Raw genomic sequence first — 17,051 nt, forward strand, 5'->3', positions numbered from 1 at the left:
CATCACGTCCCAGACGTGCGGCGGCTACCTCATCCCCGGCGCGCGGGCCTTGAGCAGGGCCTCCAGCCCCTCGCGCACCTTGCGCAGCAGCTCCAGCAGGGCCGCCGCGCCGCCCGGGGTGCCGAGCGACGGGGCGAAGGGCATCGCGAGCGGCTCCAGGTTGAGCACATCCCAGACATGGGGCCTGCCCTCTGCGAAGAGCTTCGCGTCCAGCTCGCGCAGTGGCGCCAGTTCGGGCAACTCGTGCTGCTCGGGGTCCCAGATGCGGCAGTACTCGCCAATGGGCGTCATCCGGAACTCGGGCAGGCCGGCGAGCGGGCCCAGTTCGTCGCTCATTCCATCCGGGGCCGGGGGGCTCCCGTTCCGGCTGTGCACCTCATTGTGCGCGAGGTAGTGGTCGATGATGGCGTTGACGGCGTGGCGCGCGGACTCATTGGCCGACTCCATGGTGGTCATCCGCGTGAAGGTCTTCAGATACGTGCCGGCGAAGACGAGCTTGTTCCAGTGCACCGGGTAGCCCCCGTGCTCCGCCAGCCAGAGCCCCTCCACCTGGATGAGCTTCGGCGGCGGTGGTGAGCGCAGTGGATCCCACGGCTCGGTGCCGGGCCGGCGGTCCCAGTCCCCGACGATGGGGATGAGGTAGGGCGCCAGGTTCGCCACGGGGCGCGCCTTGCCGGTGGCCTGGTCGCGCTTGAAGCGGATGTTCCGGTCCACGTGGTACCAGCGTGGCGAGGGCAGGGAGAAGTCGAACTGGGCCGAGTCGGGCAGCGGCACCTTGTGCAGCTCGGTGGCCTGCTTGATTTGACTCCACACCTCGTCGGCAATCTCGTGGTGTGAGCTGCGAGACGGACTCTTCTTCCCCTCTTCGCGCACGAACCAGTTGCCGATGTCCACGCTGAGCACCGCGCCGAAGCCGTCCCGGTCGAACGTGGGCGGTGTGGCCCAGTACTGCTGGCTGTTGATGGCGGACAGGCCCCACGGCGCGTCGAGGAAGTAGAGGTAGCCCTCGGCGAGCCGGACGGAGGAGGGGAAGAAGAACTGGATGCCGGTGAGCGTCTGGAAGCGGTCCCAGGGCACATTCCCGGGGAACACGTTGGCCGGGCGTGGTTGCTCGGGCTCGGGCCCGCGCGGGTTGGGGGGAATCGTGGTGGTGAAGCCGCGCAGCCCCTGGATGACACCGATGGGCGGCAGGTTCCGCGTCACCGCCTCCGCGGTCGCCGCGTCGGTGGCGATGATGTGGTAGTCCACCTTTTCGATGACAGCCGGGTAGCCGCCGCGCCTCAGGGGCGGGTTCGTCACCCGCGTGTCCTCCTCCTCCTGGGACTCTCCCTTGCGCTTCCAGAAGGGCGTGAGGCGGCCCGTCTCCGCTTCGAGCTCGAGGCGCGTCAGCGCGCCCGCGTGGAACTCCACCTTGAGGTAGTCCCGCAGGTAGCGGCGCCAGGGCCGCAGCCAGGCCAGGGTGGTGGGCCCGTTGAGGGTGCCGTCCGTCTTGGGCAGCGGCAGCACGTTGTTGAGGTAGAGCTGGACGAAGGTGTTCCCGTTGGTGCGCGCGTCGCCCCAGGCGCCGTCGAAGGCGGCGAGCACGCGCGGGGCGAACTGCATGTCGCGCTTGAAGGCGTCGCTGTACGTGTAGCGGCGCGTGTTCGCCTTCGGGTCGAAGCCCTCCAGGTACTCCCACCACGAAATCTTTTCGTAGTCGGCCTTCCGGCGCCCGGAGCAGGTGCTCATGTACCGCCAGATGCGCAGGGTGAACTGGAGGGTGTCGGTGGCGGGGTAGCCGGAGGACGCGAGGTCCTTCAACTCCTGGAGCATCTCCACGGGGCGGGTGGACGGAGCGCGGCGCAGGAAGCGGATGCGGCGGCCCTGGGCGGCGATGCCGTAGAAGCTGGAGGGGACGAGGTTGTCGAAGACGCGGCGGCCGGTGAGCTGGTTGTCGTTGTCGAGGATGGGGGTCTCGCACATCGTGGAGAAGAGGTGGCGGTAGTACGAGGGGAAGAAGCGGAAGCCGTGCTCGCCGGGCAGGAAGTGCACCAGCTCCAGCTGGAGTCCCTCCCTGTCCTCCAGCGGCATTGGTGGCGTGACGAGGCACTGCCCGAGCTCCTGGACCTCGGGCTCCTCTAGGATGACGACCCGCGCAGGCTCGAGCTTCGTGTCCCAGCCGTTGGTGGCGGTCAGGAACCGGTGCAGCGCGTCCGCGTTGCGCCGGCGCCGCTTCCGGATTGCGTCGTTCCTGCCCGGGGGGACGCGGAGGTGGAGCACGCCCTGTGTCTCCCCGCGCGTGAAGAAGCCGCACCGGTTCAGGAAGTGGTGGAGGTCGTCCACGGCCTCTTCGGGGACCTCGCCCATCCGCCCGCCCGGCTCGAAGTTCTCCGGGTACTTGAGGAAGAAGCGGCCCTCGGGGCTCCGCGTGTCCTCGTCGGTCCCCAGGAAGTTCCCCGCCGCGCCCCGCTCCGCGCGCATGAACTGCGTCCGCGCCAGGCCGCCCACGGCCATCCTGCGATTCAGGGGATGGGGCGCCCCTTCGAGCCGCCCCGCCTCGTCGCACTCCTGGGCGGGCTCGATGACGCGCACCCGGAAGCCGCGGATGGCCAGCTCGTGTGCCGCCGTCAGCCCGGCGATGCCGGCGCCATAGATGTGGACGCGGGCCAGGCTCTTGCTGATGGGCTGGTCGGGTGCACGCTCGTGCTCATCAATCTCTGGAGCCATGTGAGTCACCTCGCGGTGGGGGACCTGAAGGAGCGCCCTCGCGGCACACCGCGCGCAGCCGCGCGAGCAGCGAGGGGAACGAGGGGCAGCGCGCCGCCCCGTGGACATAGGTGACGAGCCCCTCGTGGAGCGCCATCAACGAGGCGAGCGGGCCCACCACCTCCAGGGCGTCGGTGAGCACGGCCCGGGTGAGCGACAGCCGCGCGTCCAGCACGTCCGCGAGCACGCCCCGGCCCGTCACCAGCAGGGCCTGCGCCGTCGGTCCGGTGGCCTCCACCCGCGCGCTGCCCGGCGCGAAGCCGAGGAAGAATCGCTCCGCCCCCACGCACACCTCCACCGTGTGCCCCTGGAGCTGCTCGCACATGAGGGCGTGCTGTGCCGGCTGCTCGCGCGCGAGCGCCAGGAAGGACTCGGTCAGCAGCCTCCCCACCGGTCCCTCAGTCCCGGATGAGCTCATGGACACCGGTCGCCTCCAGCTCGAAGGGTTCTCCGCCAATGCACCCGCGCGACACGACGCGGCCGCTGAGCTCGTTGAGCACGGACACCGTGCGGGGCTCGTGCTCGCCCGGGGTGATGACCTGGGCCAGCTCCTCCGCGGCGAACTGGAGGTGGAAGGTGTCGCCGCCGGAGGCCACCGACAGCTCCGTGCCCGCGGGCAGGTCGCACGCAAGGCCGGGGGAGAGCAGCGCCATCTCCGGGGGCACCATGAGGCGCCGCGCCGGCTGGAAGTGGCCGTGGTGGAGGACGCGGATGTCCCTGTCCCGGAAGGTGCGCACCGCGCCGCCGCTCCTCCAGAGGAAGAGGGACTGGTAGCGCACGCTCGTCCTGCGCCGGTCCGTCATCCGGGCGAAGACGGCGCTCCACGGGTGGGCGGCGTCGGCCGGCAGCGCATGCGCCCACTCCCAGGAGAAGTCCCCACCCCAGCGGAAGTGGCCCCAGTTGTGGTCGTGGTACGCGGGCGCTCCGTCCAGATGGTGCGTCCGGTCTCCGAGGGTGACGGTGCCCCGCGCCTCCAGCCGGGGGACGACGACCCACGAGAGGTGCTCCCCCGGGGCGAGCGGGTGGTTGGTGAAGAGGAGCGGCCGCATGGTGGGGACCAGCTCCAGCTCGGCGGACAGGGCGTGCTCGCGCAGGCAGACGGCGAGCAGGTAGCGGCCCTGCTCGAAGCGAAGGGTGCTGGCGCCGAAGCGCGCGTCGATGCGGCCGGGGAGGACGTGCACTTCGGACTCGGGGAAGCGCTCCATGCCGCCCTCCCACGCGTCGCCCCGGACGAGCACGGTGAGGCGTGCCACCTCCGCGCGCCGCGGGTCCGCGGCCCACGGGTCGTCCTGGAGACTGAAGTTGACGAGCAGGTGCGCCGCACCGGCATTCACCAGGAAGTACTGCCACTCCTTGTGCCCGCCGCGCCCGCCGAGCCGCGCGGGCGAGCGCCGGAAGTAGTCGAGCCGGGGCAGCAGCTCCGCGAGCCCTGTCAGCAGCCCGCCATGTGGGTCCTGGCGCTGCATGGTCAGCGCAGCAGCTCCCGGAGCCTGGGCACCGGAGCGGCCGGCACCTCCGCGCGCACGGCGCCGGTGGACGCGGCCCGGGGCCCCGCATCGCAGATGGGCGTGAGCGCGGAGCGCAGGTGTCCGCGGAACGCGATGAGCCCGAGCACGAGGTACAGGAAGCGCTCCTCGTGGACGTCCCGTCCCACCTCGGGCTCCGGGCGTTCGGGGGGCGCGCCCGGTGGGGGCAGCAGGGGGTCCAACCGCCGCAGGGCGGAGACGAGCCCCAGCAGCAGGAGCACGGGCAGGTTCTCGTCGCAGTAGTCGTCACGGACTTCATCGAGGCTCGCCATCCCGGGGCTCACCTCCAGGGGGAATGGGGGACTCGGGCCGTGCCGCGGCGAGGTTGGGGGACTCCGCGCTCCGCAGCAGCGCGTCCAGCCAGGCCGAGGGCAGGACGGTGTTCGGGTCCTCCTCCAGCATGTCCAGCCCGAGCGCCCCCCACAGCTCGCTGGCATGGCGGATGAGCGGAGACGCGGCGAGCGCGGTGGCCTGGCCGCGTCCCTCCGGCGTGGCCGCGAAGCGCCGTCCCTCGGCCACCAGCGCGGAGAAGGCCGCTTGTGCCGCGACGGGGTGCTGGAGCAGCAGCAGCCGCGCCCGGTGCAGGAGCGCGACGACCTCGCCCGCGTGCGGAGGCGCCCCGGCGTCATTGGCCGGCGGCGGCATGGGCTCCGTCTCCGCCCCCGGGGCGAGCGCACCCTGGAGGACCAGTCGGTGGATGCGATGCAGCTCCTCCCAGATGAAGGAGCGCATCCGGAGCGGGTCCAGCGCGTTGGGCGGCGTCGGTGTGCCCAGCAGCAATCGCAGCAGCTCGTCCATGCGTCCCCCCACGTCACCGGATGCGCGCCAGCACGTAGGCCACCAGTGAGTCGAGCAACCGGCGGTGCACGGAGTCGGGCAGCCACTCGCGACAGGCCGCCAGTCTCCGCTCCGCGTCCTCCGCCCATTGGCGGGCCACACCCTGGGCATGCTCCAGGCTGCCCTGGCGCTCGATGAGGGACAGCAGCAGGCGCACGTCGGCCTCCGTCTTCACCGGGCCCCGGGCGTCATGGGCGCGCAGGGCCTCGCGCAGCCGGGCCTCGCCGTGGGGCGTCACCGCCCCTTCCTCCACCAGCCGCGAGAGCATCACTGCGAGCGCGGCGCCCGGGCCTTCCGCTGAAGCATCCCCCGGCTCGTCCGGGCGGGGCAGGCGGAGGATGCGCGCCACCTCCTGACGCTCCGTCTCGGAGGCGCCGCGCAGCATGTGCAGCAGCATCAGCGTGCGCTTGCCCTCCCAGAGGTCCCCGGCGATTTCCTTGCCGTAGTCAGACTCCTGGCCGCGCAGGTTGAGGACGTCGTCCTGAATCTGGAAGGCGATGCCGAGCGAGCGCGCGAAGGCCGCGAGCGCGTCGATGTGCTCTTGCGGCGCCCGGGCGGTGATGGCGCCCACGGTGACGGGGGTGATGAAGCTGTACCAGGCCGTCTTCTGCTCCACCATCCGGACGTAGTCGTCATCCGTGACGTCGAGCACGCCGTGGCGAATCCACTCCAGCTCCAGCGCCTGTCCCTCCACCGACTCGCGCGTCATCCGCGCCACCGCCTGGAGGATGCGCAGGGCCGGCCCCAGCCCGAGCACCGCCACGTTGTCGAGCAGCGGCTGCAGCGCGAGGGCCAGCATGGCGTCCCCCACGTTGACGGCGATGGGCAGCCCATGCGTGCGGTGGAGGGTGGGGCCGCCGCGACGCATGAGCGAGCCATCCTCGATGTCGTCGTGGATGAGGAAGGCGTTGTGGAACAACTCCAGCACCGCCGCCGAGCGCACCACCGCGTCCAGCTTCCCGCCCAGGGCGCGGCAGGAGGCGATGCACAGCGCCGGCCTCAGCCCCTTGGCCTCACGCAGCGGGTAGTCGAGCATCAGCGCGTAGAGCGGAGACGCCTCGCGCTGCTCGGCGGGGATGATGCGCTGGATTTCCTGGAGGGCGAGGACGCGGCAGTCCTCGAGGTAGCCCAGCAGTTCCGCCGAACCCATGAGCCCATCTCCCTGCTCGTTTCGAGGGAGGCGGAGGGTGACACCTTGTCTCGCGGCGCGGAGCAGTCCCCCGGTATGGAGGGCTGTCTGGAATTGCGCAGGACGTAAGGGGTTGAGATGGGTCGGGGGGACTATGGGGCAGGGGGCAGTCCCGGCTAGGCTCTGCCGCGCCTCCTTCCGGACCCTTCTTCATCCATGAGCGCCTCCCCGCACCCCTCCTCGCAGTACCGTCCCGACCTGGACTGGATTCGTTTCATCGCCATCATCCTGGTCCACGTCCACCATGTGGGGCTCATCTTCGGCCCCTTCAAGTGGATTGTGAAAAGCCCCATCCCGCTTCCGGAGCTGCGGGGCGCCATCCTCGCGGGAGGGACGGTGCGGCTGCCGCTGCTGCTGCTCATCTCCGGCGTGGCCACCGCCTACGCGTTCCGCCAGCGCTCCGTGAAGGGACTGCTGGGAGACCGCGCGAAGCGGCTTCTGATTCCGCTGCTGTTCGGCATCTTCTTCATCACCCCGCCGCAGATCTACATCGAGCGGCTCATCCAGGGCCGCTTCAGCGGCAGCTACCTGGAGTTCTGGCCGAGCGTCCTCAACTTCGTCCCGTGGCCCAGGGGCAGCCTGAGCTGGCACCACCTGTGGCTGCTCTGCTACCTGTTCCTCTACAACGTCCTGATGCTGCCGCTGTACGCGTGGCTGCGCACCCCGAGCGCCGAGCGCTTCTGCACCCGGTTCGAGGCGTGGGTGACGCGCGGGGTGAATGTGTGGCTGCTGTTCCTGCCGGTCGCCGCCATCCGCGTCATCTTCGACGGCTACCCGGCGAACATGGCGCTCATCAATGACTACTGGCTGTTCAGCTACCTGCTGTACTTCTTCATCCTCGGCAACTTCCTGGGGCGCAGCCCGCGCTTCTGGGAGCACGTGGTGGAGAAGCGCAAGCCGATGGCGGTGGTGTCGGCCGTCACCTTCGGCGCCTACTGGGCGCTCCCCCGGTTCTCGCTCGTGCCGGACGCGCTGCTGCTCTCCCTGGCCGGGTGGAGCTTCATGCTGGCGGCGCTCGGGTGGGCGCGCGCGCTCGTCACCACGACGACGCCGTGGCTGAAGTACGCCCGCGACAGGGCCTTCCCGTTCTACATCCTCCACGAGATGGTGCTGGTGGTGATGGCCTACCCGCTGCTGAAGCTGCCGCTGGGCGGGTGGTCGCTCTTCATCCTGCTGACAGTCACGTCGATTCTGGGGACGTGGGTGCTGACGGAGGTCTTCTTCCAGGTGCCCTTCCTGCGGCCCCTGGTCGGCCTGAAGTTCCGCCGCACGCCGCCCCAGGTGGTCGTGGAGCCCCAGGCCACCGCGAGCCCGCCCGCCGTCTGACGGCCGTCCACCGGAGGGAGCCGCCAGTCCGTGCGGCTCACCTCCGCTGCTGCGCGCCTTGCCCGAGAGGGTGGGGCGTACGTCGGGAGGAGCCGCCAGTCCTGGCGGCCCCTCCTCACCCGTGCTTCAGCTCGCGGCCGGCGGAGTCGAGGCCGGCTGCGAGGACTCCTGCACCGCGGCCTGGGCCACGGCCGCATTGGTGGGCGTCTGCGCGGCCTGGGCGGCCACCTGCGTCAGCAGGCCCGTCATCCGCCGCGCGAAGCGGTTCGGGTCGGAGATGGTGCTGCCCTCGGTGAGCAGCGCCTGGTCGTGGAGCAGTTCAATCCACTCCGTCACCTGCGCCGCATCCGGCTGCCGCTCATGCACGGCCTTGAGGTGCGCAATCACGGGGTGGTTCGGATTCACCTCCATGATGCGCTTCACGCGCGGCATGCCCATGCCCTTGCCCCGCTGCTGGAGCAGTCGGTCCAGGTACGCTGGCGAGCCGCCCTCCGGCACCACCAGGCACACCGGCGAGTCCGTCAGGCGGTCCGACACGCGCACCTCGCGCACCGAGTCCTTGAGGACGTCCTTCATCTTCGAGGTGAGCGTCTTCAGCCCCTCCGCGTGCTGCTCCTGCTCCTTCTTCTGCTCGTCGGTGGCCTGCAGCTTCAGGTCGGACGTGAGCGCGGACACCAGCGGCTTGCCCTGGAACTCGCGCAGGCCCTGCGCGGCCCACTCGTCCACCGGGTCCGTCATGTAGAGGACCTCGTAGCCGCGCTGCTTCAGCGCTTCCAGATGGGGGCTGTCCGCCACCGCCTGCCGGGACTCGCCGTAGATGTAATAGATGGCCTCCTGGCCCTCCTTCATCCGCGACACGTAGTCCGCCAGTGAGGTGAGCCCCTCCTCGCGCGAGCTCTCGTAGCGCAGGAGGCCGCCCAGCTTGTCCTTGTGCTCGGCCTCGGTGGCCAGGCCCTCCTTCACCACCGTGCCGAAGGCCTTCCAGAACTCGCGGTAGTCGTCCGGCTTGTCCTTGGCCAGCTTCTCAAGCAGGTCCACCGACTTCTTCACCACGTGCTTGCGGATGGCGCGCACCACCTGCGAGTCCTGCAACAGCTCGCGCGACACGTTGAGCGGCAGGTCATCCGAGTCGATGACGCCGCGCACGAAGCGCAGCCACTGCGGCACCAGCTCCTCGCAGCGGTCCATGATGAAGACACGCTTGACGAACAGCCGCACCCCGCGCTGCTGCTGCGCGTTGAGGTCGAACGGCGGGTGCTTGGGCACGAAGAGCAGGCCCGTGAATTGCTGGTTGCCGTCCGCGCGGAAGTGCGTCCACGCCAGCGGCGCCTCCCAGTCGTGCGTCAGGTGCTTGTAGAACTCCTGGTACTGCTCGTCGGTGATTTCGGACTTGGAGCGCTGCCACAGGGCGCTGGCCTTGTTGACGATCTCCAGTGAGGTCTCCGTCTTGGCGTCGTCCCCCGTCCCGGTGGTCTTCTTCACCTGGAGCTTGATGGGGTGGCCCACGTAGTCCGAGTACTGCGTAATCAGCGTGCGGAGGCGGTACTCCTCCAGGAACTCCTTCTGGTCCGCCTTGAGGTGGAGGGTGATGGCGGTGCCGCGCGTGGCGCGCTCGGCCTTCTCCACGGTGAAGGAGCCCTTGGCATCCGACGCCCACTTCCACGCGGGCATGTCCTTGCCAGGGGCGCGGCTGACCACCTCCACGTGGTCCGCCACGAGGTACGCGCTGTAGAAGCCCACGCCGAACTGGCCGATGAGCTGCATGTCCTTCTGTCCGCGCTGGGCCAGGCCCTCCAGGAACTCGCGCGAGCCGGAGTGGGCGATGGTGCCCAGGTTCTTCACCAGCTCGTCATGCGTCATGCCGATGCCGGTGTCCTCGATGGTGAGGGTGCCCTTGTCGGCGTCGGGGATGACGCGCAGCTCCAGGGCCGGCTCGTCCGCGAGCAGCTCGGGCTCCGTAATCGAGCGGAAGCGCAGCTTGTCGAGCGCGTCGGACGCGTTCGACACCAGCTCACGGAGGAAGATCTCCTTGTGGCTGTAGAGCGAGTTGATGACCAGGCTGAGGAGCTGGTTGATTTCCGCCTGGAAGGCGTGGGTTTCCCTCTGGGGGGAGTTCTCGACAGTCATGTAGAAAGGCCTCCAGCGCCCTCAAGGAGCGCGAGCGTCGCTTCCCCATAACCATGGAACCGGGCGTGTCGAGGGCGGAAGCCCGGAGGCAGGCCGGCCAGCCGGGCCAGCGGACGCCTCCGGGTCTCCTCCCACCCGTGGCTACGGGGTGGCGTGGATGTGCTGGTAGTTGTAACCGAAGTTGCTGTCCCAGTACGTCTGCCCGTTGACCTCGTAGCGGACGTAGAAGAGCAGCACGTTGCCGGAGATGGCCGGGATGTGGGCCTGCCAGCGCTCGACGCCCTGGGCGTTGGGGCTCTGGATGTAGGAGTAGCCGTAGGTATAGCCGCTGACGTACGAGGCGGCGGCCTCGTGCGAGGTGGCCCAGCCGTCGGTGGTGTACACCACCGTCACGTTCTTCGTGTAGGCGAGGTTCTTCACGTCGACGCTGACGTCCAGGTCGCCGTTGTCCCGCCAGAAGCTGGAGTCCACGAGGACGTTGGTGCGCAAGAGCGGCCCGTCATTCCGGCCGAGGAAGTAGTTGGCGCCGCCGTTGTTGTCCCAGTAGGAGGTGCCGCCCACCACGAAGCGCGCGACGAACTCCAGGTCGCGGCTGGGCTGCGGATCGGTGCCCCAACTGGCGTACTGCTTCGTCACCTTCCACACCTCGAAGCCCGTGCCCGCGGGGCCGACGTAATAGGCGGGGAGGTCCACCCAGGAGCCGTCCGGCTGCTTCTGGTGGACGTAGACGAACTTCTCGTACGCCAGGTTCTTCACCACCAGCGTGTAGCTGACGTCCTGCCAGCTCTGCCCGTAGCGGCTGCCCACGGTGCTGATGGCCTTGAGCAGGCGGACCTCGTCCGCGGCGAGGGCGGGAGTGGAGGTGAAGCCCAGGGCCAGCGCGGCCACGAGGGCCAGCAGGGCACGCCAGCGGGGCGCGGAAGCGGGGGGAGTCGTTGTCATGGTGGGGTTCCTCGCGAGCCCGGCCTTGGCACCGGGCACTGGGGGCCTGGGTCATCCAGGGCCCGCGCATGTTGGCAGCCCGCTCCGACCTCCGTCGCGCCGCGTTTGGTCATCGAGGTTCACTCGCGGAAACCACCTCTCGCGCTGGCTGCCGCTCGGACCGTTGTATTTGCGCGTGGATGAATTTTCGCAGTCTCCGCATGGGGGGCCGCGAAGCGAGCGGCGTCAGGTCCAGTCCCTCCATCCTGGGACGCAGTGTCCTGGCGAGCGAGGCTGGCTTCACGCCCAGCAGGGCTGACAGCGCCCTGCGCGGAGCCGTGCGAGCCCATTCCAGATGCTCCGGGGTGGGCTCACGGCCTGCGAGCTGATGGAGGAGAGCGGGCTCCTGGAAGAGGAGCCCCTCCGGAGCCGAGCGCAGGAGAATCACCCGCATGGGCAGGCCCGTTCTCTCGCCATCCGGGTTCATGAGCGAGTAGGCGTAGGCCTTGTCCCATTCGCGCGCGTCGGGGCCTCGCTTCCCGCGTGGGCCCAGCACCAGGGCCACGATGGATCCTCCGTAGGAAATAGCGCGAGCGCGGCTCACGGCATGGCGCCAGTTGCGCCCGGCAATCAACTCGACACTTCGTTCGAACTCGGGTCCCAGCAACCGGCCGAGGACCACGGCGGCGGTATCGCTCGAGGTGATGACGAAGGGTTTCATCGGAAGTCCTCCTTGTGGAGGGGTTGGTCCAGGGCTCCGGACTCGATGGCGGCCCTCCACTTGCGACGGAGTGCTGAGCGCACGCCGTGATTCAGGGCCAGGGAGATGTCCATGTCATTCCAGAGCAGGACGTTGCGAATCGGGTGTGTCGTCACGGACTTCAATGCGGGCCCGGTGAAGCCGCTGGTGCTGAACAGCATGCCCACCGCAGGTGGTGGGCGGCGCTGCATGCGCAAGGCGAGCCTGGCGATGGCATCGAACCCGATGGGCTCGACGTGGTCCTTCGCCTCCACGAGACAGGCCAGTCCATCCACGTAGATGCCGCCATCAATCTGCTCGAGAGCGCTCAGATAGGGCCACACCACCCTTGCGCCTTCGAGCTGGAAGGCCCGGAGCATCAGGAACTCAAAAGCCCTTCCGGGTGCCCAGCCCTCGATTCGCTCGCGCTGCTTCACTCGCCCCCAGAATGCGAGCAATTCGACCTGCCCCATCCCCTGCACCCTCCTCGCGTACTCCTCCTCGACGCCCACGCCACCACCTCCTGTATACAACCTGTGAGGTAGCGGAGTCTATGGTCTACCTCTGACATTCCATGAGCCAGCGGGGCACCCGTTCAAAAGCAATCCCCCTGCCACCCACCCACCACTCGCCGCACGGCGTACTGGGAGGGGACGCCGCGTTGGAGTAGGGAAGGGGACATGAACCGTACCCTCCTGTCCCTCGTCGGCGCGGTGCTGCTGTCGGGCGCCGCCTCTGCCGCGGAGAAGACTCCCGCGCGCGTCCCGGATGCCACCGAGCTGCAGCGCCAGACGGCGCGCTTCGCCCCCGTGGAGCTCAAGGTCGACCTCAAGGCGCTGCCCGACGCCGAGAAGCGCGCCCTGGGCAAGCTCGTCCAGGCCTCGAAGCTGCTCGACGTCCTCTTCCTGCGCCAGCGCTGGGCCGGCAACGAGACGCTCCTGCTCGACCTGCTGCACGACGACTCGCCCCTGGGCCGCGCGCGCCTGCACGCGTTCCTCCTCGACAAGGGCCCGTGGAGCAGTCTCGACGAGGCGCGCCCCTTCATCCCCGGCGCGCCGCCCAAGCCGGACTCCGCCAACTTCTATCCGGCCGGCGCCACCAAGGCCGAGGTGGAGGCGTGGATCAAGTCGCTCCCCGAGGCGAAGCAGCACGAGGCCACCGGCTTCTACACCACCATCCGCCGCGGCCCGGACGGCAAGTTCATCACCGTCCCCTACAGCGTCGAGTACCAGGGCGAGCTGGCCCAGGCCGCCACGCTGCTGCGCGAGGCCGCCGCCCTCACGAAGCAGCCCACGCTCAAGGCCTTCCTCACCGCCCGCGCGGACGCCTTCCTGTCCAACGACTACTACGCCAGCGAGGTGGCCTGGATGCAGCTCGACGCCACCATCGAGCCCACCATCGGGCCCTACGAGGTCTACGAGGACAACTGGTTCAACTACAAGGCCGCCTTCGAGTCCTTCCTCGGACTGCGCGACGAGGCGGAGTCGCAGAAGCTGGCGAAGTTCAGCGGCCAGCTCCAGGGCCTGGAGAATGCGCTGCCCATCGACGCGAAGCTGCGCAACCCGAAGCTCGGCGCGCTGGCGCCCATCCGCGTCGTCAACAGCCTCTTCTCCTCCGGTGACGCCAACCGCGGCGTCCAGACGGCCGCCTACAACCTCCCCAACGACGAGCGCGTGACGGAGAAGATGGGCTCCAAGCGCGTCATGTTGAAGAACGTCCAGGAGGCCAAGTTCGAGCGCGTGCTGCTGCCCATCGCCAAGGTGGCGCTCACCGCGAAGGACCAGCAGGACGTGTCCTTCGACGCCTTCTTCACGCACATCCTCATGCACGAGCTGATGCACGGCCTGGGGCCGCACAACATCACCGTGGACGGCAAGCAGACCACGGTGCGCCAGGCGCTCCAGGTGGCCTCCAGCGCGCTCGAGGAGGCCAAGGCGGACATCTCCGGCCTGTGGGCGCTGCAGCAGCTGGTGGACAAGGGCGTCATCGACAAGTCGATGGAGCGCACCATGTACACGACGTTCCTCGCCTCCGCGTTCCGCTCCATCCGCTTCGGCGTGGACGAGGCGCACGGCAAGGGGATTGCGCTCCAGCTCAACCACTTCCTCGACACCGGCGCGGTGAAGGTGAACGCGGACGGCACCTTCGCGGTGGTGCCGGAGAAGATTCGCGAGTCCGTCACCTCGCTGACGAAGCAGCTCATGGAGGTGCAGGGGCGGGGCGACCGCAAGGCGGCCGAGCTGCTGCTGGCGAAGATGGGCGTGGTTCGCCCCTCCGTGCAGAAGGTGCTGGAGCGGCTCAAGGACGTGCCGGTGGACATCGAGCCGCGCTACGTCACCGCCGAAGAGCTGGCGCGCGAGGCGACCTCCTCGGCCGATACCGCCGTGCGGAAGTAGCCACCGGCCGCCGTCCCGGCCGCCGCGCGCTGCATTTCCATGCGCGGCGGGCGGGGCATGGCCAGTTAGCAGGAGAGATGCAGACTCCGGCCCGCCACTCCCGTCCGGCACCGCCCGACCCCTGGGGCGTCGTCCTCGCGCTGTGCATCCTCGGCGCGTGGGCGGGGCACCTCGTCTGGCTGTTCCTGGCGCCCGGGCTGCCCTGGGACGCCCCACTCACCTGGCTGCACATCGCCCTGCAGGCCTGGCTGTGCACCGGCCTCTTCATCACCGGGCATGACGCCATGCACGGCACCGTGTCCCGCCATCGCTGGGTGAACGAGACCGTGGGCACGGTCGCCTGCTTCCTCTTCGCGGGGTTGTCGTACCGCCGGCTCGTCGTCAATCACCGCGCGCACCATGCGCAGCCGACGGGCCATGACGACCCGGACTTCTCCACCCGCACCCAGTCCTTCCTGCCGTGGCTGGGCACCTTCATGGTCCGCTACACCACGCTGCCGCAGCTGGGCGTCATGGCGGCCAAGTTCAACGTGTTCGTCTTCCTGGGCGTGTCGCAGCCGCGCATCTTCGGCTTCTGGGTGGTGCCCGCGCTCCTGGGCACGCTGCAGCTCTTCTACTTCGGCACGTACCTGCCGCACCGGCGCCCGGACACGCCGGACATGACGCCCCACCATGCGCGCACCCAGCCGCGCAACCACCTGTGGGCCATGCTGTCCTGCTACTTCTTCGGCTACCACTGGGAGCACCACGAGTCGCCCGGCACGCCCTGGTGGCGGCTGTGGCGGCTGAAGGACGCCCGGGCCCGTGAGGCCGCGCTCGAGGCGGAGCGGGTGGCCGGGCTGCTCCGGGAACAGGAAGGCGTGTCCCGGTAACCGCCGGGTGGCCTCAGCCGTTATACAGGGGCCATGAGCGACAAGCCGCCCGCCGAGCCCCCCAGCTCCGAAGTCACGCCCGAGGCGCTCTACCTGCGCCGCCGCGAGCTCCTGAAGAACGCCGGCCTCTTCGCGGGGACGGCCGCCGCCGTGGCAGGGGGCCTGTACCTCCTGGGCCGCAAGCAGACGCGGCCCATGGACGCCTTCGTCCCAGACGCGGGCCTGGTGGAGCTGCCGGTGGCGAAGGCGAAGGGCCCGTACGACACCGACGAGCCGCGCACGTCGTACGAGGACGTCACCACGTACAACAACTTCTACGAGTTCGGTCTCGACAAGAACGACCCGGCCCGCTTCGCGCACACGCTCAAGCCCCGGCCCTGGACGGTCGTCATCGACGGAGAGGTCCACAAGCCGCAGACGGTGGACGTGGACCAGCTCACCTCCTGGTTCCCGCTGGAGGAGCGCGTCTACCGGATGCGCTGCGTGGAGGCCTGGTCCATGGTGATTCCGTGGCTGGGCTTCCCGCTGGGGGAGTTGCTCAAGCGCGTGGAGCCGACGAGCCAGGCGAAGTACGTGGCCTTCACCACGCTGCAGGACCCGGAGCAGATGCCCGGCCAGAAGCGCGGCACGCTGGACTGGCCCTACGTGGAGGGCCTGCGCCTGGACGAAGCCCAGCACCCGCTGACGCTGATGGCGGTGGGGCTCTACGGGCGGCAGTTGCCCAACCAGAACGGCGCCCCGCTGCGGCTGGTGGTGCCCTGGAAGTACGGCTTCAAGGGCATCAAATCCATCGTCCGCATCTCCCTCACCCGCGAGGAGCCGCCCACCACCTGGAACCTCGCCGCGCCGGAGGAGTACGGCTTCTACGCCAACGTGAATCCCGCCGTGTCCCACCCGCGCTGGAGCCAGGCCTCGGAGCGCCGCATCGGCGGGGACCTCGAGCGCCGGCCCACGCTGCCCTTCAACGGCTACGCGGAGCAGGTGGCGCACCTCTACGCGGGCATGGACCTGCGGAAGAACTTCTGAGCCGTTTCCGAGCCCCACCCATGGCCTCACCTCCGCACCCCTGGCTCAACCCCGCCCTCACCGTGGGTGGCCTCGCTCCGCTGATGATGCTGGCCGTGCAGGGGCCTCGCGGCGATCTGGGCCCCAACGCAGTGGAGGCCGCGCTCAACCAGACGGGGCTCCTCGCGCTGGTGCTGCTGCTGGCGTCGCTGGCCTGCACGCCGCTGCGGCTGGTCTTCAAGTGGACGTGGCCCGCGCGCATCCGCCGCACGCTGGGCCTGCTGGCCTTCACCTACGCGTCGTCGCACTTCCTCGTGTACGCGGTGCTGGATCAGGGGCTGAAGCTCGGCGCGATTCTGGAGGACATCGGCAAGCGCCCCTTCATCACCGTGGGCTTCACCGCCCTGATGCTGCTGGTGCCGCTGGCCGTGACGTCCACGAACAGGTGGGTGCGCCGGCTGGGCTTCCCCCGCTGGCAGCGCCTGCACCGGTTGGCCTACGTGGCCGCGGTGCTGGGCGTGATTCACTTCGTGTGGCGCGTGAAGAAGGACCTCACGGAGCCGCTGCTGTACGCCGCCGTGCTGGCGCTCCTCTTCGCCATCCGCGGCGCCGAGGCGCTGCGCAAGCGCCGGGCCCGTGCCTCGGTGGTGGCCCGGAGCGCGGCGTCGTAGGCGCTGGCGCGGAGGCAATGCGCAAGCGCCGGGCTCGTGCCGCTGTCTGTCGCGGCCCGAAGCCTGGCGTCCTGGCCTGCTGGCGTGGATGCGGAAAAGAGAACGCCGGGCCCGTGTGCCGCGTCGGCGGCCCGGAGCCCGGCGTCTGGAGCCGCTGTCGCGGCGGGGACTACTTGCGCGGCAGCGGGAGGATGGTGTCCACCAACGTCATGAGCTGTGCGCAGCTCACCGGCTTGCGGACGAAGGCGCTGATGCCGGCCTTCTGACCGAGGGCGCGGACCTCCGCCACGTTCGGGTCGCCCGTCATCATCAGGATGGGGACCTTGGACAGCTTCGCGTTGGTGCTCGCGCGAATCTGCGCCGCGAAGTCCGCGCCGTTCATCCCGTCCATGTGGAAGTCGGTGAGGATGAGGTCCACCGGGCCCGACTCGGCCACCTTCAGTCCCTCTTCGGCGGACTCCGCCTCCAGGAACTCGAAGTTGCGGGCCATCAGGTAGATCTTCAGCAGCGTCCGGATGGAGCGGCTGTCGTCCACCAGGAGGACGCGCTGGGGCGCGGCGCCCGCGGCCGGGCGAGTCCCCAGAGGGCGGGTCGTCTCCGTCGTGGAGCGGTTGGGTACGGGCTCTGGAGAGGGGAGGGTTCCGGCCTTCATCGGATCATCAACCTCAGGTGGGGCTGTCCCCCTGGAAACTTTGTC

General features: G+C 69.6%; 16 protein-coding genes. 5 read left to right on the forward strand and 11 right to left on the reverse strand.

Translation table 11 applies throughout. From position 1 onward, the window contains the following. Positions 1-24 precede the first annotated feature (24 nt). From OV427_RS31515 to OV427_RS31540, 6 genes are read right to left on the reverse strand one after another with little or no spacing between them, the layout of a single operon-like run. The gene (locus tag OV427_RS31515) at positions 25-2,706 is read right to left on the reverse strand and encodes an NAD(P)-binding protein (RefSeq protein ID WP_267859908.1); all 2,682 of its coding nucleotides are present in this window, start codon (positions 2,704-2,706) and stop codon (positions 25-27) included. After that, positions 2,690-3,163 carry a sterol-binding-like protein gene (locus OV427_RS31520; RefSeq protein WP_267859909.1) on the reverse strand — a complete coding sequence of 158 codons (474 nt, stop codon included), beginning with the start codon at positions 3,161-3,163 and terminating at the stop codon, positions 2,690-2,692. The genes OV427_RS31515 and OV427_RS31520 overlap by 17 nt, the downstream gene beginning before the upstream one ends. Further along, the gene (locus tag OV427_RS31525) at positions 3,144-4,211 is read right to left on the reverse strand and encodes a hypothetical protein (protein ID WP_267859910.1); all 1,068 of its coding nucleotides are present in this window, start codon (positions 4,209-4,211) and stop codon (positions 3,144-3,146) included. Before OV427_RS31525 ends, OV427_RS31520 begins: the two co-directional genes overlap by 20 nt. A 2-nt stretch (positions 4,212-4,213) precedes the next feature. After that, positions 4,214-4,543, reverse strand: coding sequence for a hypothetical protein (locus OV427_RS31530; RefSeq protein WP_267859911.1), 330 nt, complete (start codon positions 4,541-4,543; stop codon positions 4,214-4,216). Then, positions 4,527-5,069: a hypothetical protein gene (locus OV427_RS31535; RefSeq protein WP_267859912.1), complete on the reverse strand. Its 543-nt coding sequence runs from the start codon at positions 5,067-5,069 to the stop codon at positions 4,527-4,529. The genes OV427_RS31530 and OV427_RS31535 overlap by 17 nt, the downstream gene beginning before the upstream one ends. A 13-nt stretch (positions 5,070-5,082) precedes the next feature. Beyond that, positions 5,083-6,258 carry a polyprenyl synthetase family protein gene (locus OV427_RS31540; RefSeq protein WP_267859913.1) on the reverse strand — a complete coding sequence of 392 codons (1,176 nt, stop codon included), beginning with the start codon at positions 6,256-6,258 and terminating at the stop codon, positions 5,083-5,085. Between the two features lie 195 nt (positions 6,259-6,453). On the opposite strand from OV427_RS31540, the gene OV427_RS31545 reads away from it, so the two are divergent. Beyond that, positions 6,454-7,623, forward strand: a complete 1,170-nt coding sequence (locus tag OV427_RS31545; RefSeq protein ID WP_267859914.1) for an acyltransferase family protein — start codon at positions 6,454-6,456, stop codon at positions 7,621-7,623. 126 nt (positions 7,624-7,749) lie between these two features. Here the strand turns inward: OV427_RS31545 and htpG are convergent, their stop codons facing one another. From htpG to OV427_RS31565, 4 genes are all read right to left on the reverse strand, one after another. Then, entirely contained in the window at positions 7,750-9,750 is a 2,001-nt protein-coding gene (htpG, locus tag OV427_RS31550; RefSeq protein ID WP_267859915.1) for a molecular chaperone HtpG, read from the reverse strand. A gap of 141 nt (positions 9,751-9,891) precedes the next feature. Next, complete coding sequence (locus tag OV427_RS31555; protein ID WP_267859916.1) at positions 9,892-10,692, reverse strand: carbohydrate-binding protein; 801 nt, start codon at positions 10,690-10,692, stop codon at positions 9,892-9,894. Positions 10,693-10,801: 109 nt separating this feature from the next. Beyond that, entirely contained in the window at positions 10,802-11,392 is a 591-nt protein-coding gene (locus OV427_RS31560) for a hypothetical protein (RefSeq protein WP_267859917.1), read from the reverse strand. Then, on the reverse strand, positions 11,389-11,922 hold the full coding sequence (locus OV427_RS31565) for a restriction endonuclease (RefSeq protein WP_267859918.1): 534 nt from the start codon (positions 11,920-11,922) through the stop codon (positions 11,389-11,391). Before OV427_RS31565 ends, OV427_RS31560 begins: the two co-directional genes overlap by 4 nt. Before the next feature lie 168 nt (positions 11,923-12,090). Between OV427_RS31565 and OV427_RS31570 the strand changes: the two genes are divergently transcribed. The 4 genes from OV427_RS31570 to OV427_RS31585 all read left to right on the forward strand — a co-directional run bounded on the left by OV427_RS31570 (position 12,091) and on the right by OV427_RS31585 (position 16,354). Beyond that, complete coding sequence (locus tag OV427_RS31570; protein WP_267859919.1) at positions 12,091-13,806, forward strand: dipeptidyl-peptidase 3 family protein; 1,716 nt, start codon at positions 12,091-12,093, stop codon at positions 13,804-13,806. A 77-nt stretch (positions 13,807-13,883) separates the two neighbouring features. Next, positions 13,884-14,678 (forward strand): fatty acid desaturase, encoded by a 795-nt coding sequence (locus OV427_RS31575; RefSeq protein ID WP_267859920.1) that lies wholly within the window; start codon positions 13,884-13,886, stop codon positions 14,676-14,678. A gap of 33 nt (positions 14,679-14,711) precedes the next feature. Beyond that, positions 14,712-15,704, forward strand: a complete 993-nt coding sequence (msrP, locus tag OV427_RS31580) for a protein-methionine-sulfoxide reductase catalytic subunit MsrP (RefSeq protein ID WP_267859921.1) — start codon at positions 14,712-14,714, stop codon at positions 15,702-15,704. A gap of 20 nt (positions 15,705-15,724) precedes the next feature. Beyond that, complete coding sequence (locus tag OV427_RS31585; RefSeq protein WP_267859922.1) at positions 15,725-16,354, forward strand: sulfite oxidase heme-binding subunit YedZ; 630 nt, start codon at positions 15,725-15,727, stop codon at positions 16,352-16,354. A 169-nt stretch (positions 16,355-16,523) separates the two neighbouring features. Here OV427_RS31585 and OV427_RS31590 read toward each other — a convergent pair whose 3' ends face one another. After that, positions 16,524-17,006, reverse strand: coding sequence for a response regulator (locus OV427_RS31590; protein WP_163997988.1), 483 nt, complete (start codon positions 17,004-17,006; stop codon positions 16,524-16,526). Positions 17,007-17,051: the final 45 nt, after the last annotated feature.

The organism is Pyxidicoccus sp. MSG2 (genome assembly GCF_026626705.1).
Lineage (GTDB): Bacteria > Myxococcota > Myxococcia > Myxococcales > Myxococcaceae > Myxococcus.